The sequence below is a fragment of the Antarctobacter sp. genome, from assembly GCF_034670325.1.
Taxonomy (GTDB): domain Bacteria; phylum Pseudomonadota; class Alphaproteobacteria; order Rhodobacterales; family Rhodobacteraceae; genus Antarctobacter.
This window is the reverse complement of the sequence record NZ_JAXMNR010000008.1, coordinates 221545-246767: the sequence shown is the minus strand read 5'-3', so window position 1 is coordinate 246767 and position 25223 is coordinate 221545. Positions and strand designations below refer to the sequence as shown.

The 25223-nt window shown below is 62.8% G+C and carries 26 protein-coding genes; 11 read left to right on the top strand and 15 right to left on the bottom strand.

The annotated features are described in order from the left end of the window. Positions 1-408 precede the first annotated feature (408 nt). Positions 409-807: a RidA family protein gene (locus VOI21_RS19815; protein ID WP_323771693.1), complete on the bottom strand. Its 399-nt coding sequence runs from the start codon at positions 805-807 to the stop codon at positions 409-411. A gap of 123 nt (positions 808-930) precedes the next feature. Between VOI21_RS19815 and VOI21_RS19810 the strand changes: the two genes are divergently transcribed. After that, positions 931-1839, top strand: coding sequence for a LysR family transcriptional regulator (locus VOI21_RS19810; RefSeq protein WP_323771692.1), 909 nt, complete (start codon positions 931-933; stop codon positions 1837-1839). Positions 1840-2074: 235 nt separating this feature from the next. Here VOI21_RS19810 and VOI21_RS19805 read toward each other — a convergent pair whose 3' ends face one another. Then, complete coding sequence (locus VOI21_RS19805) at positions 2075-2986, bottom strand: AraC family transcriptional regulator (RefSeq protein ID WP_323771691.1); 912 nt, start codon at positions 2984-2986, stop codon at positions 2075-2077. Positions 2987-3083: 97 nt separating this feature from the next. Here VOI21_RS19805 and VOI21_RS19800 point away from each other — a divergent pair, with 97 nt between their 5' ends. Together VOI21_RS19800 and VOI21_RS19795 are read left to right on the top strand one after the other, a co-directional pair. Next, positions 3084-3842, top strand: a complete 759-nt coding sequence (locus VOI21_RS19800; RefSeq protein WP_323771690.1) for an SDR family oxidoreductase — start codon at positions 3084-3086, stop codon at positions 3840-3842. Positions 3843-3881: 39 nt separating this feature from the next. Next, positions 3882-4826 (top strand): dienelactone hydrolase, encoded by a 945-nt coding sequence (locus VOI21_RS19795; protein ID WP_323771689.1) that lies wholly within the window; start codon positions 3882-3884, stop codon positions 4824-4826. Positions 4827-5092: 266 nt separating this feature from the next. On the opposite strand, the gene VOI21_RS19790 is transcribed toward VOI21_RS19795, so the two are convergent. The 4 genes from VOI21_RS19790 to VOI21_RS19775 form a co-directional block, all read right to left on the bottom strand. Continuing rightward, a complete protein-coding gene (locus VOI21_RS19790; RefSeq protein WP_323771688.1) occupies positions 5093-5761 on the bottom strand; it encodes a TetR/AcrR family transcriptional regulator in 669 nt (222 codons plus the stop codon). A gap of 83 nt (positions 5762-5844) precedes the next feature. Further along, positions 5845-6207: a hypothetical protein gene (locus tag VOI21_RS19785; protein WP_323771687.1), complete on the bottom strand. Its 363-nt coding sequence runs from the start codon at positions 6205-6207 to the stop codon at positions 5845-5847. Next, positions 6204-6584, bottom strand: coding sequence for a hypothetical protein (locus VOI21_RS19780; protein ID WP_323771686.1), 381 nt, complete (start codon positions 6582-6584; stop codon positions 6204-6206). The genes VOI21_RS19785 and VOI21_RS19780 overlap by 4 nt, the downstream gene beginning before the upstream one ends. Beyond that, entirely contained in the window at positions 6581-6997 is a 417-nt protein-coding gene (locus tag VOI21_RS19775; protein WP_323771685.1) for a Mu transposase C-terminal domain-containing protein, read from the bottom strand. The genes VOI21_RS19780 and VOI21_RS19775 overlap by 4 nt, the downstream gene beginning before the upstream one ends. 101 nt (positions 6998-7098) lie before the next feature. Between VOI21_RS19775 and VOI21_RS19770 the strand changes: the two genes are divergently transcribed. Further along, positions 7099-7335: a hypothetical protein gene (locus VOI21_RS19770; RefSeq protein WP_323771684.1), complete on the top strand. Its 237-nt coding sequence runs from the start codon at positions 7099-7101 to the stop codon at positions 7333-7335. Between the two features lie 57 nt (positions 7336-7392). Here VOI21_RS19770 and istB read toward each other — a convergent pair whose 3' ends face one another. Further along, on the bottom strand, positions 7393-8121 hold the full coding sequence (istB, locus tag VOI21_RS19765) for an IS21-like element helper ATPase IstB (RefSeq protein WP_323771683.1): 729 nt from the start codon (positions 8119-8121) through the stop codon (positions 7393-7395). 78 nt (positions 8122-8199) lie between these two features. Next, on the bottom strand, positions 8200-9723 hold the full coding sequence (gene istA, locus VOI21_RS19760) for an IS21 family transposase (RefSeq protein ID WP_323771719.1): 1524 nt from the start codon (positions 9721-9723) through the stop codon (positions 8200-8202). A 140-nt stretch (positions 9724-9863) separates the two neighbouring features. On the opposite strand from istA, the gene VOI21_RS19755 reads away from it, so the two are divergent. Both VOI21_RS19755 and VOI21_RS19750 read left to right on the top strand, forming a co-directional pair. Further along, positions 9864-10214, top strand: coding sequence for a hypothetical protein (locus tag VOI21_RS19755; protein ID WP_323771682.1), 351 nt, complete (start codon positions 9864-9866; stop codon positions 10212-10214). Continuing rightward, on the top strand, positions 10165-10602 hold the full coding sequence (locus VOI21_RS19750) for a hypothetical protein (RefSeq protein ID WP_323771681.1): 438 nt from the start codon (positions 10165-10167) through the stop codon (positions 10600-10602). The genes VOI21_RS19755 and VOI21_RS19750 overlap by 50 nt, the downstream gene beginning before the upstream one ends. Before the next feature lie 564 nt (positions 10603-11166). Here VOI21_RS19750 and VOI21_RS19745 read toward each other — a convergent pair. After that, complete coding sequence (locus VOI21_RS19745) at positions 11167-13458, bottom strand: adenosylcobalamin-dependent ribonucleoside-diphosphate reductase (RefSeq protein ID WP_323771680.1); 2292 nt, start codon at positions 13456-13458, stop codon at positions 11167-11169. Positions 13459-13660: 202 nt separating this feature from the next. Between VOI21_RS19745 and VOI21_RS19740 the strand changes: the two genes are divergently transcribed. Together VOI21_RS19740 and VOI21_RS19735 are read left to right on the top strand one after the other, a co-directional pair. After that, entirely contained in the window at positions 13661-14092 is a 432-nt protein-coding gene (locus VOI21_RS19740) for a DUF1489 domain-containing protein (protein ID WP_323771679.1), read from the top strand. An 83-nt stretch (positions 14093-14175) separates the two neighbouring features. Continuing rightward, positions 14176-14559, top strand: coding sequence for a hypothetical protein (locus VOI21_RS19735; RefSeq protein ID WP_323771678.1), 384 nt, complete (start codon positions 14176-14178; stop codon positions 14557-14559). A 26-nt stretch (positions 14560-14585) separates the two neighbouring features. On the opposite strand, the gene VOI21_RS19730 is transcribed toward VOI21_RS19735, so the two are convergent. Next, positions 14586-15080, bottom strand: coding sequence for a YdcF family protein (locus VOI21_RS19730; RefSeq protein ID WP_323771677.1), 495 nt, complete (start codon positions 15078-15080; stop codon positions 14586-14588). Positions 15081-15180: 100 nt separating this feature from the next. On the opposite strand from VOI21_RS19730, the gene yghU reads away from it, so the two are divergent. Next, the gene (yghU, locus tag VOI21_RS19725) at positions 15181-16011 is read left to right on the top strand and encodes a glutathione-dependent disulfide-bond oxidoreductase (protein ID WP_323771676.1); all 831 of its coding nucleotides are present in this window, start codon (positions 15181-15183) and stop codon (positions 16009-16011) included. A gap of 75 nt (positions 16012-16086) precedes the next feature. Here the strand turns inward: yghU and hisG are convergent, their stop codons facing one another. From hisG to hisS, 3 genes are read right to left on the bottom strand one after another with little or no spacing between them, the layout of a single operon-like run. Continuing rightward, positions 16087-16779 (bottom strand): ATP phosphoribosyltransferase, encoded by a 693-nt coding sequence (hisG, locus tag VOI21_RS19720; protein WP_323771675.1) that lies wholly within the window; start codon positions 16777-16779, stop codon positions 16087-16089. Continuing rightward, the gene (locus VOI21_RS19715; protein WP_323771674.1) at positions 16776-17861 is read right to left on the bottom strand and encodes an ATP phosphoribosyltransferase regulatory subunit; all 1086 of its coding nucleotides are present in this window, start codon (positions 17859-17861) and stop codon (positions 16776-16778) included. The genes hisG and VOI21_RS19715 overlap by 4 nt, the downstream gene beginning before the upstream one ends. After that, on the bottom strand, positions 17858-19330 hold the full coding sequence (gene hisS / locus VOI21_RS19710) for a histidine--tRNA ligase (protein WP_323771673.1): 1473 nt from the start codon (positions 19328-19330) through the stop codon (positions 17858-17860). The genes VOI21_RS19715 and hisS overlap by 4 nt, the downstream gene beginning before the upstream one ends. Positions 19331-19460: 130 nt before the next feature. Between hisS and VOI21_RS19705 the strand changes: the two genes are divergently transcribed. Then, a complete protein-coding gene (locus VOI21_RS19705) occupies positions 19461-19667 on the top strand; it encodes a SlyX family protein (RefSeq protein WP_323771672.1) in 207 nt (68 codons plus the stop codon). Between the two features lie 77 nt (positions 19668-19744). On the opposite strand, the gene VOI21_RS19700 is transcribed toward VOI21_RS19705, so the two are convergent. Together VOI21_RS19700 and dnaE are read right to left on the bottom strand one after the other, a co-directional pair. After that, a complete protein-coding gene (locus VOI21_RS19700) occupies positions 19745-20524 on the bottom strand; it encodes a hypothetical protein (RefSeq protein WP_323771671.1) in 780 nt (259 codons plus the stop codon). 97 nt (positions 20525-20621) lie between these two features. Further along, positions 20622-24137: a DNA polymerase III subunit alpha gene (dnaE, locus tag VOI21_RS19695; RefSeq protein WP_323771670.1), complete on the bottom strand. Its 3516-nt coding sequence runs from the start codon at positions 24135-24137 to the stop codon at positions 20622-20624. 166 nt (positions 24138-24303) lie between these two features. Between dnaE and VOI21_RS19690 the strand changes: the two genes are divergently transcribed. After that, a complete protein-coding gene (locus tag VOI21_RS19690; RefSeq protein WP_323771669.1) occupies positions 24304-25212 on the top strand; it encodes a hypothetical protein in 909 nt (302 codons plus the stop codon). Positions 25213-25223 lie beyond the last annotated feature (11 nt).

Genomic DNA, 25223 nt, shown 5'->3' with positions numbered 1-25223 from the left:
CGAGCGGTACGGGGATGATCGACACGAAGGGCGGACAGCCGACCTTCGCTGCGTCCTGGAAGAGCGGCGGCTCTGCGCAGGGTTCACCCTGGGCCGCGGCGTCATTCAGTGCATCCGTAAATCACTGCGAAAGAGCGACGGGAGTACAGGCAGGAACTCTCCCTCCCGCAAGGCGCGGCAAGGGTCATATCGTCCTGTCTTTTTCGGCAGAAGGTTCTGTGCGCACCCGCATTGACGCTTCGGGAAGGGGTGCGGAGCTTGTCGCGGCGCGCGAGCCTTCGGGAACACCATATCCGACGGGCAGCTTTGTTTCTCATCGCCGCCCGACAGGGACGTGAACGTCAGGACACGGGTCGCTCGAACTGATTTTTCGGAACAAGCCTCCCGTGTGGCATCGCTGATATGGCATCAATCGCGCAGCAGGACCTGCAATTCCAACTCGACCAGTAGACCCGAACCGGCCAATGCGGCCACACCAACCCCCGTCAGTGACGGCGTGGCGGCGTTGCAGAAGGCGTTGAACTGCGCGACGCAGATGCCCAGCCGGACCTCGTCCAGGTCGACCACGTAGATGCGTGCCAGGACGATATCCTCGGGCGTTGCATCCAGCGCCACGAGAGCGGCACCAGCTCTACGCATCACGTCTGCGACCTGCGCTTCGAAGCCCTCTGCCACGGCCTCTGCGCCAGCCACTTGGCCAGAGACGAAGGCCATGCGCCCCGGTTGTGCGATGGAAATCTGCGCGTAGCCAATGGCGCTGGTGTTGGGCAGGGAGGTCGGGTTGAGGCGAGTGATCCTGTCGGTCATCTGATGTCCTTTGCGTCGGGGCGGCCGAGGAGTTGCGGCCATGCGTCATGGCAGGGAGATACGATGCTTTCATTCGCACCAGAAGTCCGTCATTTTTCTGAAGTCAATGAAAAGGAGTCATGAATGGCGCGTGACCGCCTTGATACCCTTACCGCGTTGCGCGCGGTGGTCGAGCACGGCAGCTTTACCCGCGCGGCGGCCGAGCTGGGCGTGACGCAATCGGCGCTGAGCCATGCCATCAGGCGGCTGGAGGATGATATCGGCCAGCGGCTGTTGTCGCGCACCACGCGCTCGGTTGCGCCGACGGCCGTGGGGGAGGCCCTGCTGACGCGGCTCGGCCCGGCGCTCGACGAGATCACCGCGGCGCTTTCGCAGGTGGCTGCCGGGGCGGATCAGCCTTCCGGGCTGTTGCGCCTGACAATGGGACGCGACGCGGCTGAACTGCTGGTCCTGCCGATGCTCCCGGCCTTCCGGGCCGCGCACCCCGGGATCCGGGTCGAGATCGCCGCAACCGATGCACTGGAAGACCTGGTGCAGGGCCGGTTCGATGCCGGTATCCGCATGGGGGACCGGTTGGAGCAGGACATGATCGCCCGGCGCCTGACCGAGGAGACCCGGCCGGTGGTCGTCGCGGCTCCCGACTACCTTGATCGGGCCGGACGGCCGGCCCGGCCGGAGGACCTGGCGGGACATCCTTGCCTCGGCTACCGGATGCATTCGGCGGGCCGCGTGATGCCATGGCGGTTCGTCGGGCCGACGGGTGACGTGATCTTCCGGGATGCCACCACAATGGTGTTCAACGAAGGGGCGTTGCTGCGGCAGGCCGCAATCCGGGGGCTGGGGCTGACTTGCCTGTGGCGCCATATGGTGGCGGAAGATCTCGAAGCGGGTCGGCTGGAGAGTGTGCTGGACGACCACATCGGACCCTTGCCAGGGTTCTATCTCTACTACCCGTCGCGCGAAGTGTCGCCGACAATGTCCCGCTTCGCCGAGGCGCTGGTCGCCTGGTGCCGTCGCCCGCGCACGCCGTGACCGCGGGCAACGGGTGCAGCTTGCATCCGGTTTCAGTCAGCCGCCCCGCATGGCGCCGAAGAGTCGACCGCCCCTTGATCGCAGAAACTGGTCATCCGGTGCGAGCGTGATGGATGTATAGAGAGGGTCGTCTCAGTAGGGCGAGGCGGCCGCTGCGGTGCCGCAGGCCTGCACTGAGCCCGGATCCGCTTGTGCCCAAGGGCGGGTGACGCAGGTCGGGGGCGCGCTTCCGGCTCTAACCACCGCCCTTGTTCGCAAACGCGCCAGGTGACAGGCCCTCGTGTCGTACAAATGCCAATCCGAATGCGCTGGCGGACCCGTAGCCGACCTTCTGGGCGATCTCGGCGTTGGTCAGCCCGCCCTGCCGCAGCAAGGTCTTGGCCACGGCCATGCGCCACTCGGTGGCGTATTCCATCGGCGCGCGGCCAACCTGCCTGCGGAACCGTTCGAAAAAGCCGGAGCGCGACAGGCCCGCCGCCTTTGCCAGTTGTGAAACGGACAGGGGGCCGCCCGTCTCGGCGTGGATCCGGTGCAATGCGCCGGAGAGGTGTGGATCCGACAGGCCGCGCAGCAGCCCTGGCGGCAGGGTCGCCGCCGGGCCCGAGCGCAGGGCCTCGATCAGCAACACTTCAAGCAAACGTTCGAGGATCATTTCACGCCCCGGGCGGTCGGCGCGGGTTTCTTCGTGGATCACCGGCACCAGAGCCGTCAGGCGGTTGTGATCGGAAACATGGATCATCTGCGGCAGCAGTGACACGAGAAGCCCTCGGGCCGGCGTGTCAAATCGGCAGTGCCCGACGAGGGCGCGCATATCGACCGGGACCTCCGCCGCGCCAAGCCGGAACTTTCCGGGGCCGGTTTCAAGCGGCAGGCGGGGCACCTGCGGGGGCGGGGGCACCTCGCTTGTCATGGTGAAACCCCGCAGCTGGGGGATCAGCACGAAATCACCAGCTGACAGCGTGACCGGATCGCGCCCGGTAATGTGCAATCGGCACTGCCCTTCGACCATGGCGCAATAGAATGGGCTGGCCATGTCGTGACGCTCCACCAGCCACTGGCCGCCCGCTTCCACCATCTTGGAGATCGAGACCGACGGCTTGAGCAGGGTCACGACGCTGGAAAGCGGGTCCATGGCACTGTCGAGCATGATTCTGGACGATCTATGTCTGATTGCGGATATCTCCATATAGTTAGGCCGGATCCTGCCGTCTACCTTTGTGAAAAGCAAGACAAGGAGATTTTCCATGCCGCGTATCTTCATCACCGGGTGTTCTTCCGGTTTCGGACAGGCCATCGCCGCGCAGTTCCTCGATCAGGTATGGCAGGTTGTCGCCACAATGCGCAGCCCCTCCGGCGACGGGCTACCGGTGTCCGATCGCCTGCGGGTGTTGGCCTTGGACGTGACCAACCCCGACAGCATCGCGGCTGCGATCGCCGATGCGGGCCAGATCGACGCGCTGGTGAACAACGCCGGTGTCGGCATGCTCAACGTGCTGGAAGGGGCTGACATCTCCCGGGCGCGTGAGCTGTTTGAAACCAACGTTCTGGGGGCCATGGCGATGACCCGCGCCGTGATGCCCGCCATGCGCGCACAGCGGGCCGGCGTCATCGTCAACGTCAGCTCCAGCGTGACGCTGCGCCCGTTGCCAGCCCTGTCGATCTATAGCGCCAGCAAGGCCGCGCTGAATGCCTTTACCGAAAGCTTTGCACTTGAGGCCGCGGAATTCGGCGTGCGCACCCGGCTGGTCCTGCCCGGCAGCGCGCCATCGACATCCTTCGGACGCAATGCCGTGGCGCGAATGGGCATGAATATCCCGGAGGCCTATGGCCCCTTCGTGGAGGCGTATTTTCAGAGCCTACGGTCCGCGACCGAAAGGACCGAGGCGCAGGATGTCGCGCAGGCCGTCTGGCGTGCCGTCATGGACGAAACTGCGCCGATGAAGCTGCCGGCAGGCGCAGATGCAGAAACCTGGTTCCGCGAAGAGGGCCTTGCCACGGCGTGACGCGTCCTTTGCTGATATCCCCTCAAACGGAAACACCCCATGAACAGACTGATCACTCTCTCCCGCGCCCTGCCGACACCAGAGCCTGAGATCACCATCGCCTATGCGCCGATCCATCTTCCCATGTCCGGCCGCCAGCCGCTGGAGCTGCGCCTGACAGCACCTGCTGCCGGGAGGGATCTGCCCATCGTGATCCTGTCGCATGGCTTTGGTCCCTCAAACTACATCTCCTCCAAGGATGGCTATGCCCCGCTTGCGCAGTTCTGGGCCGAGCGGGGGCTGGCCGTCATCCAACCGACCCACGCCAGTTCGCGGGTCGGCGGGCTTGACCCAGATCTTCCCGGTGGGCCGTTCTTCTGGCGCGAAAGGGTCGCGGAGATGCGCGCGATCCTCGACCATCTGAGCGAGGTCGAGCGGCAGGCACCGGCCGTGGCCGGACGGCTGGACCATGAGCGGATCGCCGTGGCCGGGCATTCCTTCGGTGGACACACTTGCAGCCTGCTGCTTGGCGCGCGCTTGCTGGGCGAGGACTTTTCCGACCCGCGCATTTGTGCTGGCATCTTGTTGGCCTCTCCGGGCCGTGGCGGCGCGGACCTGACCCCGGAACACGCCGCGCGCTTTCCATTCTTCGACGTCGATTTCGGCGGTCTCAGCACCCCGACCCTCGTGGTTTGCGGTGCCGATGACGACCCGTATTTCACGCCCCGCGGTCCCGAGTGGCACGCCGATGCGTTCCACGAGGCCCCCGGCACCGAAGCCCTGCTGACGATCAACGATGTGGGCCATGGCCTGGGCGGCATCGCAGGCTGGGACGCGCGCGAAACCGAAGCAGAAGACCCAGACGCGCTGGAGGCCACGCGGCGGCTGACATTGGCCTGGTTGAGGAGCACCTTTGCGATAGAGTCCGCCGCCTGGACCCAAAGCCAGTCCGCCCTCAAGGAAAGCGCGGCATCAATTGCGGAGATCACATTAAGAGAGAGGTGACCGTTAGGGGGCAACTTTCTCCGCCGTGCTGATTTTTCTCCCCCAGAAGACTGCACGGTGGACGAGTGGCCGCTCTGGCAAGGCTGAACCGCAGCTCTCGGACACGAAGCAAACGGCCGCTTAGGGCCGGGTGCGACGGCCGCTGCGGCCTGCCAGGCGCACGATCCGCCGTGGCGCCGCATGTCGGCTCCGAGCCCAGAGCGGCGGATGCTGCGTTGAACATCAAGGTCCCCTTACAGCCTCCTCACGAAAGGAAATGCAAATACTTAAGTGCGTTCCGATGTCAAAATCGCGCGCAGCGCTGCGGTCAGCATCGGTCGGATCGTTTCATTCTGCGATTGGGATAACGCTTGGGCACCCACGGACACACGACCGACATACATTCCTGAAATCAGGCTAAGAATGACGCCGGCTTTCTGCTCGGCACTTTCGCCGCCAATAAGCGATGCAAGTTGCTCAACCATTGGGTTCCCCAGTCGGTTTCGCACAACAAGTTGCGCGTCTGGTGAACCTGACGATTTGATGGCTACGACAATCGGGTCGAATTCAGCTTTCAATTCCGCTTTGGACAAGGCGATATCGGCCAACGCGGACACTATCTCATCGTTTGACAGACACTCAAGAGCATCCAGATCGATGCATGCCTCCATCACACCGTCAAACAGTCCGGCTTTTGAACCGAAGTACCGGTTAATGAGGGCTGCATTGCATCCGGCATCTGACGCGATTTTGCGAGTGCTGGCGCCCACATACCCTGCTTTCTGAAATTCAACGCGGGCCGCAGCCAGAAGCGCCTCTTTTGTGGCAACCGAATTGCGTTCTTTGATCTCGGTGACGCGTGGTCGATCTGTTCTATTATTCAAGTTATCACCTGTTGACTTGCTGTGCTTCCACGCTGTAATCGCATGATTACATACCTGCAGAACAAAGTCCAAGAGGATCAGAAACCTGTCCGCAGACATCGAGATCATTGCACATAGCGACAGTGTGGAGCAGTTGTTTGCGCCCTATCGCGACGTTAACCGCTGGCTTTGAGGATCTCGATCGCGAGACTCTTGGCGGTGGGCGGGCTCGGGACCCGGACCCCGACCCAAGGCTGATGCGCCGCATCGCGCGGTTGCAGGGCTGGATGGGTCTTGAGGCCATGAAGAACCAGCGAGGTCTTGCCTCCGCCGGCGGGCTCCACGACCGCGACGCGGCGTGTATCGCCGGCCTTGTTGAAAAGGCGCGGCTTCGGAATCAGGTTGCCCTGGTTATCGCGCTGCAGCAGCCGGTCCAGATAGCTCCGGAACTGAGCGTCCCGAGGGGTCGCGAGATACTTGTCTCGCAACCGGTCCACGGCTGCGAGTTTCGCGTTGCTGGTGAGATCTGATGCACTCATGGTCCTTCGTCCACCAGGGTCCAGTCGTCGCCGTCACCAGCCGCATCGGCACCATAGCCAGGCTGATGATCGGGAAATTGGATCGGGCCAAAATTGCCGGAAGCAGAATCTTCGGCACGGGGCTGATTTGCATCGGCAGTGCCGTCCGAAGTCGCTGAACCTGCCGTGGGAAGGCTTGTCCCCCATCCATCCCGGTCCCCGTCATAGGGGTTCTCAGGCTCCGTCTCCGAGGTGCTGAACCCGATGAACAGGCGGTCTTCCTCGTAGTCGATACGCTTCTCGGACCAGTCTTCCATGATGAGCCCGACACGGGTCATGGCAGCGCTGTTGGTTTCCTTGATGAAGTCGAGCGCCTGGCGGACGGCCGCGAAGTTCACGTCGGCGTTGCGGGCGTTCTGGGCCCGGATTCCGCCGCGGCATCCACCCACTCCTGGGCGGAGACACCCTGATACCGATCGAAAACAGCGGGGATCTCGAACCAGCGTCCATTCAGTTCGGCCCAGACGGCGCCGATATCCTCGGGATACCACCGGATTGAGACCTTGCGCTCCTGCGCCCTCGTCATGAACCAGGCCGGGACCTCCGAGTGATACCGGATCCCCAGGATGGTGATCCCCTGCCGGGTCACGGTCCGTTCCCGCTCATGGCCGAAAATCAGACGCCGGCGGCCAAGGTCGGGGGGCGGTTGAACGCCGAATTTTTCGACCAGCCGGTTCCAGCAGTCGAGAAGTGTCTCCCCATTCAACCCGCTGTGCGGGGACCGGTGGTAGACGTCGACGATGTAGCGCACCAGGCACGCCCTCGCCGGTCATCATCGAGAAGCACGGCCTGTCTCGTGTGCACGTGTGGGTGGACCGGCACTACACGCAGATCGGACGGGAGATCGCCGGCGTGACCGTCATGACCTCTCCGATCCACCCCGCTCGACTGACCGTGGAGGCGCACAAGGCGTTTCTCGCCCTCGGCTACACGATCGAAGACACCCGCGCAGACACCTACCGACATTGCGCATCGACTTCCCGGCACGTCTTCGAAACGGACGCCAGTGTATTCTTTCCTAGCGAACTGGTCCACTGGGAAACGGAAGCAGAGCCGCGCCCCGAGCCCAAGTTTGTTGGATGTCACTGAGAACTGACCCAGCATTTTCACCGAGATCTGACCCTCCCGTTCGTTATGTTTCCTGATTCATGATTGGGTCAATGCCACTGTCTCCTTCCGTTTCTTTTTTGCTGTCTCGGAGCTGGCTTTGAACCGATAGCTGTCGTTTCCGGTTTCAAGGATGTGGCAGCGATGGGTGAGGCGATCGAGGAGTGCCGTGGTCATCTTTGCATCGCCAAAAACGCTGGCCCACTCGCTGAAGCTGAGGTTGGTGGTGATGACTACACTGGTGCGCTCGTATAGTTTGCTGAGAAGATGGAACAGCAGCGCACCGCCCGAGGCATTGAACGGCAGGTAGCCGAGCTCGTCGAGGATCACCAATTCGGTCTTCACCAGCGCCTCGGCGATCTTTCCAGCCTTTCCCTGGGCCTTTTCTTGTTCCAGCGCATTCACCAGTTCGACGGTCGAGAAGAAGCGCACCCGCTTGCGATGATGCTCAATGGCTTGAATGCCCAATGCAGTCGCAACATGGCTGTTCCCAGTTCCGGGTCCGCCGATCAGAACCACGTTCTCGGCCGCGTCCATGAACTCGCACCGATGCAGTTGGCGCACGAGGGCTTCGTTGACTTCGCTGGCGGCGAAGTCGAAGCCAGAGAGGTCCTTGTAGGCCGGGAAGCGCGCGGCCTTCATGTGATAGGCAATGGAGCGCACCTCGCGTTCGGCCATTTCAGCCTTGAGCAATTGCGACAGGGTCGGGATTGCCGCGTCAAATGCAGGCGCACCTTGTTCCATAAGGTCATGCACGGCCTGCGCCATGCGTCGTGCTGGAAGCACGCCTCCGGCGTGACCATCTTCAGGCTGCGCAGCATGATGACAATGGCGGCTCCAGCGGGGTCATGACGCATGGCGTGTTCCTCCCCGCAGTCCATCGTAGCGTGCGACATTCGCCTCAGGTTCCTTCTTCCGTGCGAGGCTTAAAGGTGGCGTCACATCGGGCTGGTCGATTGGCGTGCCATCCACCAGCCTGTGGAGCAGGTTCAGCACATGGGTCTTGGTCGGCACGCCCGCCTCCAGAGCCATTTCCACGGCGCACAGCACGTCCTGTTCGTCATGATGCAGCACCAAGGACAGGATCTCGACCATCTCGCGATCGCCGCTGGGCTTGTGCAGCATCAGCCTCTGCAATTGGCGGAACGCCTCCGGCATCTCGACGAAGGGCGCACCATTGCGTAGCGCGCCCGGCTTGCGCTGGACCACGGCGAGGTAATGTCGCCAGTCATAGATGACGCGGCCAGGTTGCCGGTGTGACCGCTCAATGATGCGCTGATGCTCGCAGACCACGTGCCCTTCGGCCACGATCACCAGCCGTTCAGGGTAGATGTGCAGGCTGACGGGGCGGTTTGCGAAGCTGGCAGGCACAGAGTAGCGATTGCGGTCGAAGGTGATAAGGCATGTGGGCGATACGCGCTTGCTCTGTTCGACAAAGTCATCAAAGGCCGTAGGCAAGGGCATCAGTGCCGGCTTCTCAGCCTCCCAGGCATCGGCAATACTGCCAGACAAAGTGCCATGCCCAGTCTCGGCCCATAGAACCCTGCAGCGTTCTTCAAGCCAGCCATTCAGTGCTTCGAGGTCAGGGAAGGTCGGCATCACCTGCCAAAGCCGGTGGCGAGCATCGCGAACGTTCTTCTCGACCTGGCCTTTCTCCCAGCCCGCTGCCGGATTGCAAAAATTGGCCTCAAAAACGTAGTGGCTGGTCATGGCCAGGAACCGCGCATTTACATCGCGCTTCTTGCCAGCGCCCACGCGATCCACCGCCGTCTTCATGTTGTCGTAGATCCCGCGGCCCGGAACGCCCTCAAAGACCCGGAACGCGTGCCAGTGCGCGTCAAACAGCATCTCATGCGTCTGCAACAGATAGGCCCTGACCAGAAACGCCCGACTGTGCGACAGCTTGGTATGGGCCACCTGTAACTTGATGCGCTCGCCGCCGACATGGGCCCAGTCCTCGCTCCAGTCGAACTGGAACGCCTCGCCCGGCTGGAACACCAGCGGCACGAATGTCCCGCGATCGGTCGTCTGCTGCGCGCGTTGTCGATCCCCTTTCCATGCCCGAACAAAGGCTGCGACCCGCTCATACGAGCCGTCATAGCCAAGCTGCACCAAATCAGCATGCATCTGCTTCGCGGTCCGCCGATCCTTGCGCGACTTGCGCTGCTCCGTCACCAGCCAGCCTGTCAGCTTCTCTGCATACGAGTCCAGCTTGCTTGGCCTTGATGGTGCCTGGAGCTTGGGCTCAACAGTGCCCGCCCGCAGATACCTCCTGATGGTGTTGCGAGACAGCCCGGTCCGCCGTGAAATCTCGCGGATGGGCATCTTGTCCCGCAACGCCCAACGTCGAATGACGCTTAAAAAATCCATGTCGATCACTCCAATAACCCCCGACAAATCCCGTCAGGGGCAAGGTTCCACATGGGTCAATTCTCAGTGACAATTTCGACTGCTGCTGGGTCAGTTCTCAGTGACATCCAACACCGCCACCGCATGAAAGGGAGATTATCATGCTCAACACCAACACCTTCGACACCGCCGAGGCGCGTCTCAGCGCCGCCTATACGGTGGATCAGCACCTCCGCCGCCATGGCGCGAGCCTCTGCGACCTGCTCGACGCGCTCGACGACAGGAAGGGGTTCTCGGCGCTCTGTGACCTGCACGGGGGTTTCGGGCAGCCGATCCCGGATGCCGATGCCGTCGAGGCTGCACTGCGGAGCATCCACGGCGTCCTGGCAAACCAGACGCCCTCGTCACTCGACCGGATCGGTCATGAACGGGGCCTTCCGGCCTCTGACATGACCCTCTGGCATGGCGCGCGGGTTAGTGAACTTCTCGCGCGCTTTCGCCATGCCGACTGAGACCGGTGCGCATTGTGTCCTTCAGCTGGCGCGCCGGCGCCGCCTGAGCGTCCATCCCGATCGGTTCGGGATGGAGCAGGACATCTGCGACGTGACGCTCTGGCTCATCGAAAAGCACGGCCTGTCGCGCGTCCACGTCTGGGTGGACCGGCACTACACACAGATCGGCCGGGAGATCGCCGGCGTGACCGTCATGACCTCACCGCGCCATACCGCGCGGCTGACTGAGGCGGCGCACGAGGCGTTTCTCGCGCTCGGCTACACGATCGAAGATACCCGCGCAGACACTTACGGCCACCAATTCTGCGACGGGCATCACTCGAAGCATGAGGCGATCCAAGCCTACGCGCGTATAGAGGGTGCGTTGCGACGCTGGCGATCCCCATAGGAAATTCGCAGGCACTTCCTAAAAGGGCGGCGAAAGCCGCCCTTATTTTCTCCTATCGGGTTCGGCACACCGCCAACTTAGGCCTTCCGATCCGTTCTCTGGAAACCGCGTCCTGTCTCCATCTGCCTCAGGCGCGAAACGCTCTCATGTAGCACGTCAAAATCGCCCAACATGCGCCGCCTTGGGTAATTGATGCCCCAGAGCTCCGACTACCGACACCGTGGATCGGAAATGCTGTAGGAAAAAGACCCAAGTTGTCACGCGGGCAGCGAGGCTATGGGCCCTATAAAAGCAGAAATTGACAAGGAAAAACGGCCCGCCTCCCGGGAGGGAAGCGGGCCGAACTTTTACTCATGTCGGAGAACTCAGGGGGGGGACCTGCCAGTAGGACTGTCACGGCAGCATTTTCCCACCAAAACAGGCTTGAATACGCGTTCTCAATTAACCCAGTGATTTCAATCCTTAACGGGCTCTTGGCAAAGCAAGTCCCGACCCTTGGCAGGCGAATTAACGGGTTTTGGCATAACTACACCCGTAAAAACATAACTCGGACATAACCGATGGTTATTGACACTTGGAATGCCCGCACGACCCGCAGGTCATGCAGCCTTCGATCATGCGCATATCGTATTGGCCACAATTCGGGCAGGCCGGGCCGCGCGGTGGGTCGAGGTTGACAACCTGTGCCTGGGGATCGCTTTTCAGGCCCATCCCTTCGCCTTCCAGAAACCCGGTCGAGACCATGTGACGTTCGATCACCCCGCCGATCGCCGCAAGGATCGAGGGGATGTACTTGCCTTGCACCCACGCGCCGCCGCGCGGGTCGAAGACCGCTTTGAGTTCCTCCACCACAAACGACACATCGCCACCGCGCCGGAACACGGCCGAGATCATCCGGGTCAGCGCCACCGTCCAGGCGAAATGCTCCATGTTCTTGGAATTGATGAAGACCTCAAAGGGGCGGCGGTGTCCGCCGACAATAATGTCGTTGATCGTCAGATAGATGGCATGCTCGCTGTCGGGCCACTTCAGCTTGTAGGTATTGCCTTCAAGCGCCTGCGGCCGGTCCAGCGGTTCAGACATGTAGACGACATCCGCCCCCTGCCCGTCCCCGCCCCGGACTTGATCCGGAGCCTCACCCGGCGCGATGTCCTCTTTCTCCGACACACTCAACACACTGCCCGTCACCGCATTGGGCCGGTAGGTGGTGCAGCCTTTGCATCCCGTCTCGAACGCCTCAAGGTACACATCCTTGAAGTCCTCGAAAGAGATATCCTCGGGGCAATTGATCGTCTTGGAGATCGACGAATCCACCCATTTCTGCGCCGCCGCCTGCATCCGCACATGCTCCAACGGGGCAAGCGTCTGCGCATTCACGAAATACTCGGGCAGCTCCGCATCCGCGCCATACATCTCGCGGTAGAGCGTCACGGCGTAATCGGCGATTTCCTCTTCAGTCCGCGACCCGTCCTTTTGCAGCACCTTGCGGGTGTAGGCATAGGCAAAGACCGGCTCGATCCCCGATGACACATTCCCAGCGTACAGCGAAATCGTCCCTGTCGGCGCAATCGAGGTCACCAAGGCATTGCGAATGCCATGCGCGCGCACCGCTTCGCGGACGTCCTCATCCATAGCCAACATTGTACCGCTGGCCAGATAGCCTTCGGCCTCGAACAGGGGAAAGGCCCCCTTTTCCTTCGCCAATTGCACCGAGGCCAGATACGCGGCGCGGGCGATCCGTTTCAGCCAACGCTCGGTCTGACGCGCCGCCTCCTCAGAGCCATAGCGCAGCCGCACCATCAGCAGGGCATCCGCCAGCCCGGTCACGCCCAGCCCGATCCGGCGTTTGTTCATCGCCTCTTGCCGCTGCGCCTCCAGCGGGAATTTCGAGGCATCGACCACGTTGTCCATCATCCGCACGGCGGTGGCGACAAGCTCATCCAGCTGTGCTTCGTCCAGATGCGTGTCTCCGGTGAAGGGGTCATTCACCAGCCGCGCCATGTTGATCGATCCCAGCAGGCAGGCCCCATAAGGCGGCAGGGGCTGCTCCCCGCAGGGGTTGGTGGCGCTGATCGTCTCGCAATAGTTCAGGTTGTTGGCTTGGTTGATCCGGTCGATAAAGATCACGCCGGGTTCGGCGTAATCATAGGTGCCGCGCATGATCTTGTTCCACAGATCGCGCGCAGGCAGCGTGTGATAGACAACACCGTCGAACTGTAACTCCCACGGGCCGTCCGCCTTGACCGCCGCCATAAAGGCATCGGTCACCAGTACTGACAGGTTGAACATGCGCAAACGCGCGCTGTCGGCTTTGGCGCTGATGAAGTCCTCGATATCGGGGTGGTCACAGCGCATCGTCGCCATCATCGCGCCGCGTCGCGACCCTGCCGACATGATCGTGCGGCACATGGAATCCCAAACATCCATGAATGACAGCGGGCCAGAGGCATCCGCCGCCACCCCCGCCACCGGCGCGCCTTTGGGCCGGATCGTGGAAAAATTATAGCCGATGCCGCCCCCCTGCTGCATGGTCAGGGCGGCCTCTTTGAGCATCTCGAAAATGCCGCCCATGTTGTCGGGGATAGTGCCCATGACAAAACAGTTGAACAGGGTGACAGAGCGGTTGGTCCCCGCGCCCGCCGTGATCCGTCCGGCGGGCAGGTATCGGAAATCCTCCAACGCGTCGTAAAACCGCTCTTCCCAAAGGGCCGGATCAGTCTCGACAGAGGCGAGCGACCGGGCGATCCGGCGCCATGTGTCCTCGACGCTCAGGTCGATGGGCGTTCCGTCCGCCTGCTTCAGGCGGTATTTCATGTCCCAGATCTGTTCGGCGATGGGGGCGGCAAAGCGGGTCATGTCAGGCGATTCCCTTAGGTGGCAGAGCGGCAATCTAGCAAATCCACGCAACAGGTTGAATACGGGGAATATGAGTATACCACATCATGAGGTTCACCAAAACGCGAATGGTTTACGTCCGTCTCTGTCGCTACCGCAGCAATACCCGTTCTTGAACACAGGCTTGCGCCCGCTATGATCCCCCGGACACGAAAGGCCCGTCATGCCGGATACAACCCATCTACTCAAACTCAGCGCTGGCACCGAAAGCGTCGAAAGCCTGATCGACTGGCAGGGCACGCGGCGCGCCCATGGTCCGGACGGTCTGCCGCGGCACATCACCCGGATGTGGCCACGTCGTGAGGCCGAGGTGCTGAACGGTGGCTCGATCTATTGGGTCATCAAGGGCCTTATCCAGTGCCGCCAGCGCATTTTGCGGTTTGATCCGGTCACCGGACAGGACGGCATCGCCCGCTGTGCCCTGATCCTTGACCCGGAGTTGATCCGCACCGCCGCCGCGCCAAAACGCGCCTTTCAGGGCTGGCGCTATCTTGCGCGCGCCGATGCGCCCCCCGATCTACCGAAAGCCCGCGCCGAGGAAGAACCGCTGCCGCCGGAACTGGCTGGCGCGCTGGCCCAAATTGGTGTCCTCTGACCCCGGGATTGGCCTGCATCAATGCGCCTGCCTCCCCACAGTGATAAAATTGATTTATCGAAAATGGTCATGAGGAGGTTCACATGAAACGTCTTTTACTCGCTCTTGCGCTGGTACTCGTCGCACCTTTGGCGGCACAGGCCCAGCAGTTGATGGGCTCCTACAACGCTTTCATCGGGCAGCAGGATTTGTACAATTCCAATGGCGTGCGCCTGTCGTCTGCGGCGCAGGTTCTGCGGCAGGACCGGGCCAACTATCACCGGTTTGGCATCTCGCAATACGGTGACGACTGGGATCCGTATTTCGGTGACATCAACAACCGTGGTCGACTGGAACAACTGGTCAACAACGGTGGTCTGCCGCCCTATGTGGCCAATGCCATCATGAGCGGCAACGTGCATATCGTCGTCAAAGTCTACGGTCAGAACGGCTGGATGCAATATATCGAGATCATTGTCCCTGGGTAATCCGGCGACTGGCGTGGGGCGGTGCCTTAGCGCCCTGCCCCGCGCAACCAGTACCAGACCAAGGCCACCGCCTCGCGCGTCCAGGCCCGCGCCACGCGCCAAGGCCGCGCGCCCGTCAACTGCGGACAACTTGTCCGCGCTCGCAGCCCCACTCGGCGCGCCACCAGTCGCGCCCGCGCTGCGTGATAGTGGTCTGTGACCACGATCACCTCATGTGCGCCCAACGCGTCCAGAATCGGCCGCGCCAACCGCATGTTTTCCTCGGTTGTCGAGGCGGCCGGTTCAATGACCATCGCCGCATCCGGCACCCCTGCGTCGCGGCAGACCTGCGCCATGACCTCGGCCTCTGACGGCGGATGGGTCTGCTCCCCTCCGGACAGCACGATCCCCCGCACATGGCCATCCCGCCACAAGGCCGCCGCATGACGCGCGCGCCGCTCCAGAGCGGGCGAAGGCCTTCCCCCGGGTCGCACCGCCGCGCCCAACACCAGCGCCACGGGGCTATCGTTTTGATCGGTCATGCCACAGATACGCACAGTCACTGTGCGCAGCCCAGCCCTCCTCTGGCATTCCGGCACAAGAGTTGTACGTTCTGACCAACGCGACAGGAGAAGTGATGCCATGACCGAAAACTACACCCCCCCGAAAACCTGGACCTGGGACAAGGAAAACGGCGGCGCCTGGGCCTCGCTAAACCGTCCCATCGCCGGGGCCACCCATGACAAGGAACTGCCCACGGGCGAACATCCCTTCCAGCTTTATTCACAGGGCACACCCAACGGCGTCAAGGTCACCATCCTGTTCGAGGAACTTCTGGCCGCCGGACATGACGCCGAATACGACGCCTGGCTGATCCGCATCGGCAAGGGCGACCAGTTCGGCTCGGGCTTTGTCGATATCAACCCGAACTCAAAGATCCCCGCCCTGCTGGACCGCTTTGGCGACACCCCGGTCCGCGTCTTCGAATCCGGCGCGATCCTGATGCACCTTGCAGAGAAATTCGGGGCTTTCCTCGGCGATCCTGCCAAACGGGCCGAGATGCTGTCATGGCTGTTCTGGCAGATGGGCAGCGCGCCTTACCTGGGCGGCGGCTTTGGCCATTTCTATGCCTATGCGCCCTATCCGATGGAATACCCGATCAACCGCTTCGCCATGGAGGTCAAGCGCCAGTTGGACGTTCTCGACCGGCACCTTGCGGACAACCGCTTTATGGTCGGTGAGGACTATACCATCGCCGACATGGCGATCTGGCCTTGGTACGGGCGCACCGTTCATGGCCAGAGCTATGACGCAGGCGACTTCCTCGATGTTGAAAGCTACACCCACGTGCGACGCTGGGCGGACGAAATCCTTGAACGCCCCGCCGTGCAACGTGGCCGGATCGTCAACCGCACCGATGAGGGGACGCTGGAGGAACGCCACGCGGCGTCCGATTTCGACGGTTTGGTCTGATCGGAAGCGTTAAGAAAAACGACGGGGCCACGGCCTTGGCCCCGTCACTGGGAATGACGCCCGATCTTCAAGGGCTCAAAGCCCTAGTCGGTCCTCGACCGCGCGCAGCGTCGCCCGCTCTGCCTCTGTCTGTGCTGCCAGACGGGACTTGAACAGGGTCGCCTGCGACCGCAACACCGGCTCTTCGGCCAGCACCTTGAGGTGGTTCGCCCGCAGCGTCTCGCCGGTCGAGGTGATGTCGGCAATGGCCTCGGCGGTCAGGTTCTTGACCGTGCCCTCTGTCGCGCCCTGACTGTCGACAAGCTGGTAATCCGCCACGCCGCCGTCATGCAGATAGGCCCGCACCAGCCGATGATACTTGGTCGCGATCCGCATCCGGAACCCGTGCCGCGCCCGGAACGCCGCCGCCGCCGCGTCCAGATCGTCCAGCGTGTCCACATCCACCCAGCAGGCAGGCACAGCAACGATCAGATCCGCATGGCCAAAGCCAAGCTCCGCCAGCGGGGCCACCTTTTGATCCCATTGCACCAGTTTTTCCTGAATGAGGTCGGTGCCGGTCACGCCCAGATGAATCCGCCCCGCCGCCAGTTCACGCGGGATTTCCCCGGCACTCAGCAGCACCAGTTCCACATCGTCAACCCCGGCCACCACGCCGGAATATTCCCGATCCGACCCGGTCCGGGTCAGGCCGATGCCGTAGCCGCCGAACCAGTCAAAGGTCTTTTCCATCAACCGGCCCTTCGAGGGCACCCCAAGCTTGATGCTCATGCCACGGCCTCCTCCAGATCGACCAGCAGACCGGGACGGATCACCCCGCCCACCGCCGGGATCTCACGCCCCTGCCCCAACTGCCGGGTCAGCGCGTCATAGCGCCCGCCCGACGCCACCAACGGCCAATCGGGATGCCCCGGCGCCGAAAAGCCAAAGACAAAGCCGTCGTAATACTCCATCGAGGTGCGCCCGAAATTAGCATCAAACGGCAGGTTGTTCACATCGACCCCCCGCGCCGCCAGCGCGTCACAGCGGGCGGCAAGCCGGTCCACCGCGCCGGAAATCGCCGGCATGTCGACGGCGATGTCGCGCAGCCGTTCCAGCGCATAGCCGCAGGTCTCGGAGACCCGCACCAGCGCCTCGATCAGGTCCACCTGACCGGCAGGCAAAGGCGGCTCGGCTGCATCGGCGCGCAGCGCCGCCAGCCGCAGGGCGATCTCATCCTCGTCGCGCAGCCCGATCACCGGCCCTGTTGCAGCCATCGGGTCCGCCGCCTTCAACAACGCCGCCCGCGTCGGCGGCACGGGCGCACGGCCCGCGTAGCGCTCCAGCAACGCCCGGAACCGACGCGGCCGCCAGATGTGCCGCATCATAGCCGCCTTGCGCGCCTCACTTGTTTCCAACCCCGTCACGGCGGCAATCAGTATACCGATGTCACCGACAATCGCCCGCAACCCGTAAGGGGCCAGCGCCTCCGCAAAGCGGGCAAACACCTCGGCATCCGCCCCCGCCGGATCGGCCCTGTCAAAGACCTCATAGCCGACCTGATGGTATTCCGAAGGCCGCTCCGGGTGCTCCTCCTGCCTGCGAAAGATCTCCCCGGCATAGGTGTACCGCGCAGGCTCTGCCCCCTCGGCCATGTGTTTTTGCACCACGGGCAGGGTGAAATCCGGGCGCAGGATCACCTCACCGCGCACCGGATCATGGGTCAGAAAGGCCCGCGTGCGGATGTCCTCGCCATACAGGTCCAGCAAGGTCTCCGCCGGCAACAGAACCGGACAGTCCACCGGCAATGCGCCCGCTGCGGCAAACCCGGACTTGAGCACCGCCGCCTTGGTTTTGATCGCGGCCAGTGTCATTTGTGCAGGTCCAGAATCTCACGCACCTTGGCGACCAGATCGCTGCGCGGCACCTCATATTGCGAAGGATGGTCTTTCCATTCCTCAAGGCTGGCATCGGCGGCCAGCTTTGCGCCAAGGATCAGGTCCTTGATCTGGACCACGCCGCGCTCTTTCTCATCGCCGCCCTCGATGACCGCCACCGGAGAGCCGCGCTTGTCCGCGTATTTCAACTGGTTGCCAAAGTTCTTGGGGTTGCCAAGATAGACCTCGGCCCGCAGCCCGGCGTTGCGCAGGTCCGCGACCATGGCCTGATAATCGGCCATGCGATCCCGGTCCATCACCGTCACCACGACGGGGCCCTGCACCGCACCGCCAATGCGGCCCTTCTCGCGCAGTGCCGCCAGCAGACGGTCCACCCCGATAGAAACCCCCGTCGCAGGCACCGCCTGCCCGGTAAAGCGCTTGACCAGATCGTCATAACGCCCGCCCCCGGCGACGGAGCCGAACTGCCGCTTGCGGCCCTTTTCATCGAAAATCTCGAACGTCAGTTCGGCCTCGTAGACCGGCCCTGTGTAGTAGCCAAGGCCACGCACCACCGAGGGGTCAATCATGATCCGGTCGGGACCATAGCCCTGCGCATCCAGCAACGCGGCGATCTGTTCCAGCTCCGCGATCCCCTCTTCGCCGATCTTGGCGCCCCCAATGGCCACACGCAAATTGGCCAAGGTCTCTGCCGCGTCCAACCGACCGGATGTCAGAAATGCCACCACCGGCTCTGCCTGCGCGTCGCTCAGCCCCACGCCGTCGATAAACGCGCCAGAGGCATCCAGACGCCCCTTGCCCAACAGCTCACGCACACCGGCCTCACCAACCTTGTCGAACTTGTCGATGGTCCGCAGAACCGCGTCGCGCTGCGCGTCATCCGACAGACCCATGGTTTCCAGCACACCGTTCAGAACCTTGCGGTTATTCACCCGGATCAGATAGTCGCCGCGCGGAATCCCGACCTTTTCCAAGGTGTCCGCAAGCATGGCGCAAATCTCGGCATCCGCCGCCACGCTTGCCGCACCAACCGTATCCGCGTCACACTGGTAGAATTGCCGATACCGCCCCGGCCCCGGCTTTTCATTGCGCCAGACCGGCCCCATCGCATAGCGCCGATACGGCAAAGGCAACTCGTTGCGATGCTGCGCATAAACCCGCGCCAAGGGCGCCGTCAGATCATAGCGCAGCGCCATCCATCCGCCGTCCTCATCCTGCCAGGCAAAGACACCCTCGTTCGGGCGGTCCACATCCGGCAAGAACTTGCCCAGCGCCTCGACGGTCTCCACCGCCGCACTTTCCAGCGCCTCGAACCCGTACCGATGATAGACCCCGGCAATGGTCTGCAACATCGCGGTCCGTTCGGTCACTTCCGGTCCGAAGTAGTCGCGAAAGCCCTTCGGCGTCTGCGCCTTGGGGCGAGGAGATTTTTTCTCTTTGGCCATGGGTCGTCCCCGGTTGTCGGTTCGCTCGCGCTCCCTCTAGCCCTTCGGCTGCGGAGGGGCAAGCACGCCCCCTTGCAGCTTCTTCTTGGTGAAAATACTCACACGCAAGACCAGCAAAGGGGCAAACGCCATGAACGACAGAACTGACTTGCTCGAAGAACGTCTTGCCCACGCGCTGCGCGCCCTCGATGACCTGTCCGAAATGGTCGCGCGTCAGGACAAGGAAATCGCCCGCCTGACCGCGCGGGTCGAGATGCTGCTGCAACGTGAGGCCAGCCGTGAAAGCGAAGGCACCGGCGGTGTCGTGCTGGGGGATGAGCGTCCCCCGCACTACTGAAACGCAGCCCGCATGGGACGGCGGGCGGGGCGATATGCGGTCCCGCAGGGCCGCAGGAGCGCCGTGCGGCGTCCCCTTCAGTTCTTGAGATCGACGGCGACCACCTCACCGTCATGCAGCAGGATGTTCTTCCAGCGTGGATTGCTGCCGAACCGCTCGTAGACGCTGACAAAAACCGTATCGCGCGCCAGCGTCCGCATCTTGCTCCCGCAGGGCTTGCCCTTGCGGACGCGACACACCCGGCTTTTGACCTTTTCATAGGCTGCATCGGTGGACGAAACCGGCAGTTCCGCACCGGACGGCCCATAGTGCAACTGCTCATAACTCTCAGGCGCACCAAAGATCACCAGCGCCGCCGTGAATTGCCGCGCGCAGCGATCCTTGAATCCGGTCAGGTAAAAGGAACGCGGTGCCGTTGTCCCCGGCGCGCTGTCATACAACACGTATTTGCTGCCCTTGGCGGGGTATCCCTCGATCTGTTTGCCCAGCTTACGCTTGGGCTCTCCGCAGACCCGGGCCAACTGACCATAGGGCAGCTTGACCCCCAGCGGCACCTCTCGCGCGTCAGGCGCGCCGGGTCGGGGCGCAGGCCCCGGCGCATCGGCACCGCCATCGCCGGTCGCTGCCGCCGCCCTTGCCCCGAAGATCCCCAACAGCCCACGCTGCGGCGCGTCTCCCGTTACGGGTGTGCGTGGCGTATCCGGTGCCAGTGCATCTGCCTGCCCGGTATCGTCGGCCAAAGGCACATCGCTGTAGCGCGGCACCTCGGACAGCGGATCGCCACAGCCTGCAAGCATCAGGCCCAGACTCAGGCCCAGACAGAGGGTCACTCCGGCTTTTGAAACGCCTGCGCGCATGTCGTTCTCCCGGCAAATCCACGGGGTTGTAGCGCGCACAAGGGGGCCGCGTCCACCATCCGTCACGCCAATTGGCGTGATCCAGCGCTGCGCCGACTCAAATTTCCTCGACCGCAAGCACTCCGTCCAGCGATTTTACCGCGCCCTTGATCTCGGGCGTCACCGGGTAATCCAGCCCCGCATCCAGTTCCACCTCCCCCGGGAGCGCCGGATCGTTGAGGCACAGGGTGATCGGTCCGCGCGCCGCCTTGGGCATCTGCTCTGCCGCCCGTCCCAGCACCGAGGCGATATTGGGAAAGGCATCCGCCGTCTCGACAAAGATGCGCAAGCCCGTCACGCCCGCCCCGGCCACTGCCACATCCACCGGCGCGACAGAACGGCCCAGCAATTTCAACTGGTCGGATTCCATCGTCGCCTCGACAGTGACCAATACCTTGGACCCGCTCTCTAGGAATTCCCGTGACTTTTCCAAGGCTTCTGAAAACAGCGTGACCTCAAAGGCCCCGGTCGGGTCCGACATCTGGCAAAAGGCAAAGCGGTTGCCGCGCGCCGATTTGCGTTCCTGCCGACCGGCAACAACCCCCGCCAGCTTGGCCACCATCGCGCCATTGCCCTGCACCTTGTGGGTCAGTTCATCCAGCGTCATGAAGGCCCCGGTGCGTTCGGCCCGGCGTAGACGCGGCATGTAGTCGTCCAGCGGATGCCCCGACAGATAGAACCCGACCGCCTTGAACTCTTCGGCAAGGCGTTCGGCAGGCAGCCAATCGGCCACCGGCGACAGGCGCGGCTCTGGCAGATCCTCGCCCGCCTCGCCGAACAGCGACACCTGCGCGCTGGCCTTTTGTTCATGGATCGCCGCCGAATAGGCCACCAGCGCATCCAGCGAATCGAAGATCCGCCGCCGGTTCGAATCCAGCACATCAAAACACCCGGCCCGCGCCATCATCTCCAAGGGACGCTTGCCGATCTTCTTGAGGTCCACACGCCGCGCAAAATCAAAGATCGTGGCAAAGGGACGCTCCTCGCGCCCCGCCACCACCAGCCGCATGACCTCCAGCCCGACGTTCTTGAGCGCGCCCAGCGCATAGACCAACTCGCCGTCCACCACGTCGAATGTCGCCTGAGAGCGGTTCACGCAGGGCGGCACCCACGGCAGTTTCAGCCCCTTGCGGACCTCTTCAAAGTAAACCGCCAGCTTGTCCGTTAGATGGATATCGCAGTTCATGACCCCGGCCATGAACTCGACCGCATGGTTCGCCTTCAGCCACGCGGTCTGATAGCTGACCACCGCATAGGCCGCAGCGTGCGATTTGTTGAACCCGTAGTTGGCGAACTTTTCCAGAAGGTCGAACACCTCGGACGCCTTCTTGGCATCCACGCCGTTTTCGCCCGCGCCCTTTTCGAACTTGGGGCGTTCGGCGTCCATCGCCTCCTTGATCTTTTTACCCATGGCCCGGCGCAACAGGTCAGCGCCGCCAAGCGTATAGTTCGCCATGACCTGCGCGATCTGCATCACCTGTTCCTGGTAAACGATGATGCCCTGCGTTTCGGCAAGGATATGGTCGATCGACGGATGGACCGAAGTGATCTTTTTCAGCCCGTTCTTGACCTCGCAATAGGTCGGGATGTTCTCCATCGGGCCGGGACGATACAGCGCCACAAGCGCCACGATATCTTCGATACAGGTGGGCTTCATCCGCTTGAGCGCATCCATCATGCCCGAGCTTTCAACCTGAAACACCGCCACCGTCTTGGCCGCCGCATACAGTTTGTAAGACGCCTCATCGTCCAGCGGGATGGCGTTGATCTGGTTCTCGGCGCCCTCGGCAGGCTCATACAGTTGGGTGCCGTCGGCGGCCACATGCAGGGGGCGACCGGATTTGAAAATCAGGTCCATCGCGTTCTGAATCACGGTCAGCGTCTTCAGACCCAGAAAGTCGAACTTGACCAGTCCCGCCTGCTCAACCCACTTCATGTTGAACTGCGTCGCAGGCATGTCAGAGCGCGGATCGCGGTAGAGAGGCACCAGTTCATCCGTGGGCCGGTCGGCGATCACCACACCGGCGGCGTGAGTGCCGGCAGAGCGCAACAGCCCCTCGACCTGCATGCCGTATTTCAACAGCCGGTCAACGACCTCTTCGTTCTTAGCCTCTTCGGCCAGACGCGGCTCATCCCGCAGCGCCTGTTCGATACTGACGGGTTTGACGCCCTCCACCGGGATCATCTTGGACAAGCGGTCCACCTGACCATAAGGCATCTGCAACACGCGGCCCATGTCGCGCACCGCAGCCTTGGACAACAGCGCACCAAAGGTGATGATCTGTCCCACCCGGTCGTGGCCGTATTTCTCCTGCACATAGCGGATCACTTCCTCTCGGCGATCCATGCAAAAGTCGATGTCAAAGTCAGGCATCGACACCCGTTCCGGGTTCAGGAACCGTTCGAACAGCAGCGAATAGCGCAGCGGGTCAAGGTCGGTGATGGTCAGCGCATAAGCCACAAGGCTACCGGCACCGGACCCCCGCCCGGGGCCGACCGGGATGTGATTGTCCTTGGCCCATTGGATAAAGTCCGCAACAATCAGAAAGTAGCCGGGAAAGCCCATGCCCTCGATGATGCCCAGCTCAAAATCCAGCCGTTCCTGATATTTCTCGACCGTCACCGCATGGGGGATAACCGCCAGACGTTTCTGCAACCCCTCATTGGCGATGCGGCGCAGTTCGGCCACCTCATCGTCGGCAAACTTCGGCAGGATCGGATCGCGCCGATACGCCATAAAGGCACAGCGCTTGGCGATCTCGACGGTGTTTTCCAGTGCCTCCGGCAAATCGGCGAACAGCACCGCCATTTCCTGCGGCGTCTTGAAATAGTGCTGCGGAGTCAGGCGGCGGCGCGGTTCCTGCTGGTCGACATAGGCCCCGTCCGCGATGCAGATCATCGCGTCATGCGCCTCGTACATCTCGGTCTTGGGGAAATAGACGTCGTTGGTGGCGACCAGCGGCAGGTCCATCTCATAGGCCATCTCGACAAAGCCGCGCTCTGACAGGCGCTCAGCCTCGGGCGTGGTGCCATCTTCGCCGGGGTGGCGCTGCAACTCGACGTACAGCCGGTCGCCATAGATCTGCGCCAGTCGCGTCATCAGCGCCTGTGCCGCCCCGCGATGCCCCTGCCGCAGATGCCGTCCCACCGGCCCGTCCGGCCCGCCGCTCAGGCAGATCACATCCTCGGAATGCGCCTCCAGCTCATCCAGCGTCACATGCGGCAACTCGTTGTCGCGGCGCATGTACAGGCAAGAGTTGAGCTTCATCAGATGCTCATACCCGGTTTCCGTCTGCGCCAGCAGAACCACCGGGGCGGGCGGCTTGGCTCGCTCTCCCGGCTGCGGCTCGACATAGCGCAGGTCCATCTGGCAGCCGACAATCGGCTGCACGCCTGCGCCTGCGGCCCCGACGGAAAACTCCAGCGCAGCGAACAGGTTATTGGTGTCGGTCAGCGCCACCGCCGGCATCCCCATGTCAGCGCAGAGGCCGGGCAGCTTTTTCAGCCGCATGGCCCCTTCGAGCAGGGAATATTCAGAGTGGACACGCAGGTGAATGAATCGAGGATCAGCCATGCGCTACTTTATGAAGTGGTTGGCCCCTGTAAAAGCCCCAATCCGTGGCGCGCTGCCGTTCCATCCCAAGGTCACAATCCGGTCCAATTTGCGCCATCTTCACCCCACAGGTTGAGTCGTAAACGTGGAATTTCACGTTTCGGCAGCAGTACTTCGGATCAGCGCCATGCAGTTAAACGCCAACAGAATGCCCCGCCCACAGGCCGACGACAGCCCCCCTATCCCCGTTCAGCAACCGGGATTCCGGGCCGCGCTGCGCCGCACGGTCCTGCTATCTGCCACCGCGCTGGCCCCCAGATTGACCGCCGACCAGCTTGCCCGCCGTTACCTGACCTCGGATCAATCGGTGATCGACACGCTGTCCGGCCTGTCACGCCGGTTCGAGGTTCTTGATCTGGGCGAGGATACCGCGCTGTTGCGATCCCGTTTCGCCATATCGCGTCCCGGGGGACCACGCGTGCTCATCGCGCCGGGCCACGATGGACACATCCGGCAATTCACCCGCGTCGTCCGCGCCCTGCAAAAACGCGGCGCCGCCGTCGACATACTGATCTTTCCGGGCCACGGCCATGCCGCGCGCCGGATCTGCAGCCTGAGGCACATGGTCGACTCGATCTGCCGGGCCGCCCGGAGTGAAGGTCCCTATGACGGTATCGTTGCCCATTGTGTGGCCGCAAACGCCATGTTTCACGCGCTGGAGCGGGGCGTTGCCTGCCAGAAGCTTGCCTTGATCTCGGTCCCGCTCGACTTGCCGGGACTGATCCGCCTCGGCGGTCGGCAATACGGTCTGTCGGGCCGTTGCCTTGACCGGTTTGTGGCGCGGGTGGACGCGCTTGGCGCGCCTTGCGCCATTGACAAACCATGGCGTCCCGTCGCGCAGGATCGGAAAGAGGACTTGCTGATCGTTCAAGCGCTCAACGATTACGCCGCCCCGGTCGAAAAAGTGCGGCCCCTTGCCGAGACCTGGCCCAGGGCCCGGTTGGACGTGTTTGAAAACGGCGGTCACAACGGCATTCTCAATGTCACCTCGGCCATCGACCGGATCGCCGGGTTCATGACGACAGACCCGCGCTGACGCGCGCGCGG

Excerpts from the sequence above, each read along its gene's own strand:
- dnaE (WP_323771670.1), bottom strand. The coding sequence starts at position 24,137 with ATGGCTGATCCTCGATTCATTCACCTGCGTGTCCACTCTGAATATTCC.
- VOI21_RS19805 (WP_323771691.1), bottom strand. The coding sequence starts at position 2,986 with ATGCTCGACAGTGCCATGGACCCGCTTTCCAGCGTCGTGACCCTGCTC.
- VOI21_RS19810 (WP_323771692.1), top strand. The coding sequence starts at position 931 with ATGGCGCGTGACCGCCTTGATACCCTTACCGCGTTGCGCGCGGTGGTC.
- VOI21_RS19750 (WP_323771681.1), top strand. The coding sequence starts at position 10,165 with ATGGCGCGCGGGTTAGTGAACTTCTCGCGCGCTTTCGCCATGCCGACT.
- VOI21_RS19795 (WP_323771689.1), top strand. The coding sequence starts at position 3,882 with ATGAACAGACTGATCACTCTCTCCCGCGCCCTGCCGACACCAGAGCCT.
- VOI21_RS19800 (WP_323771690.1), top strand. The coding sequence starts at position 3,084 with ATGCCGCGTATCTTCATCACCGGGTGTTCTTCCGGTTTCGGACAGGCC.
- VOI21_RS19815 (WP_323771693.1), bottom strand. The coding sequence starts at position 807 with ATGACCGACAGGATCACTCGCCTCAACCCGACCTCCCTGCCCAACACC.
- istA (WP_323771719.1), bottom strand. The coding sequence starts at position 9,723 with ATGGATTTTTTAAGCGTCATTCGACGTTGGGCGTTGCGGGACAAGATG.
- VOI21_RS19700 (WP_323771671.1), bottom strand. The coding sequence starts at position 20,524 with ATGCGCGCAGGCGTTTCAAAAGCCGGAGTGACCCTCTGTCTGGGCCTG.
- VOI21_RS19740 (WP_323771679.1), top strand. The coding sequence starts at position 13,661 with ATGCCGGATACAACCCATCTACTCAAACTCAGCGCTGGCACCGAAAGC.
- VOI21_RS19730 (WP_323771677.1), bottom strand. The coding sequence starts at position 15,080 with ATGACCGATCAAAACGATAGCCCCGTGGCGCTGGTGTTGGGCGCGGCG.
- VOI21_RS19705 (WP_323771672.1), top strand. The coding sequence starts at position 19,461 with ATGAACGACAGAACTGACTTGCTCGAAGAACGTCTTGCCCACGCGCTG.
- hisG (WP_323771675.1), bottom strand. The coding sequence starts at position 16,779 with ATGAGCATCAAGCTTGGGGTGCCCTCGAAGGGCCGGTTGATGGAAAAG.
- VOI21_RS19735 (WP_323771678.1), top strand. The coding sequence starts at position 14,176 with ATGAAACGTCTTTTACTCGCTCTTGCGCTGGTACTCGTCGCACCTTTG.
- hisS (WP_323771673.1), bottom strand. The coding sequence starts at position 19,330 with ATGGCCAAAGAGAAAAAATCTCCTCGCCCCAAGGCGCAGACGCCGAAG.
- VOI21_RS19690 (WP_323771669.1), top strand. The coding sequence starts at position 24,304 with ATGCAGTTAAACGCCAACAGAATGCCCCGCCCACAGGCCGACGACAGC.
- VOI21_RS19755 (WP_323771682.1), top strand. The coding sequence starts at position 9,864 with ATGCTCAACACCAACACCTTCGACACCGCCGAGGCGCGTCTCAGCGCC.
- VOI21_RS19785 (WP_323771687.1), bottom strand. The coding sequence starts at position 6,207 with ATGAGTGCATCAGATCTCACCAGCAACGCGAAACTCGCAGCCGTGGAC.
- VOI21_RS19715 (WP_323771674.1), bottom strand. The coding sequence starts at position 17,861 with ATGACACTGGCCGCGATCAAAACCAAGGCGGCGGTGCTCAAGTCCGGG.
- VOI21_RS19745 (WP_323771680.1), bottom strand. The coding sequence starts at position 13,458 with ATGACCCGCTTTGCCGCCCCCATCGCCGAACAGATCTGGGACATGAAA.
- istB (WP_323771683.1), bottom strand. The coding sequence starts at position 8,121 with ATGGCGCAGGCCGTGCATGACCTTATGGAACAAGGTGCGCCTGCATTT.
- yghU (WP_323771676.1), top strand. The coding sequence starts at position 15,181 with ATGACCGAAAACTACACCCCCCCGAAAACCTGGACCTGGGACAAGGAA.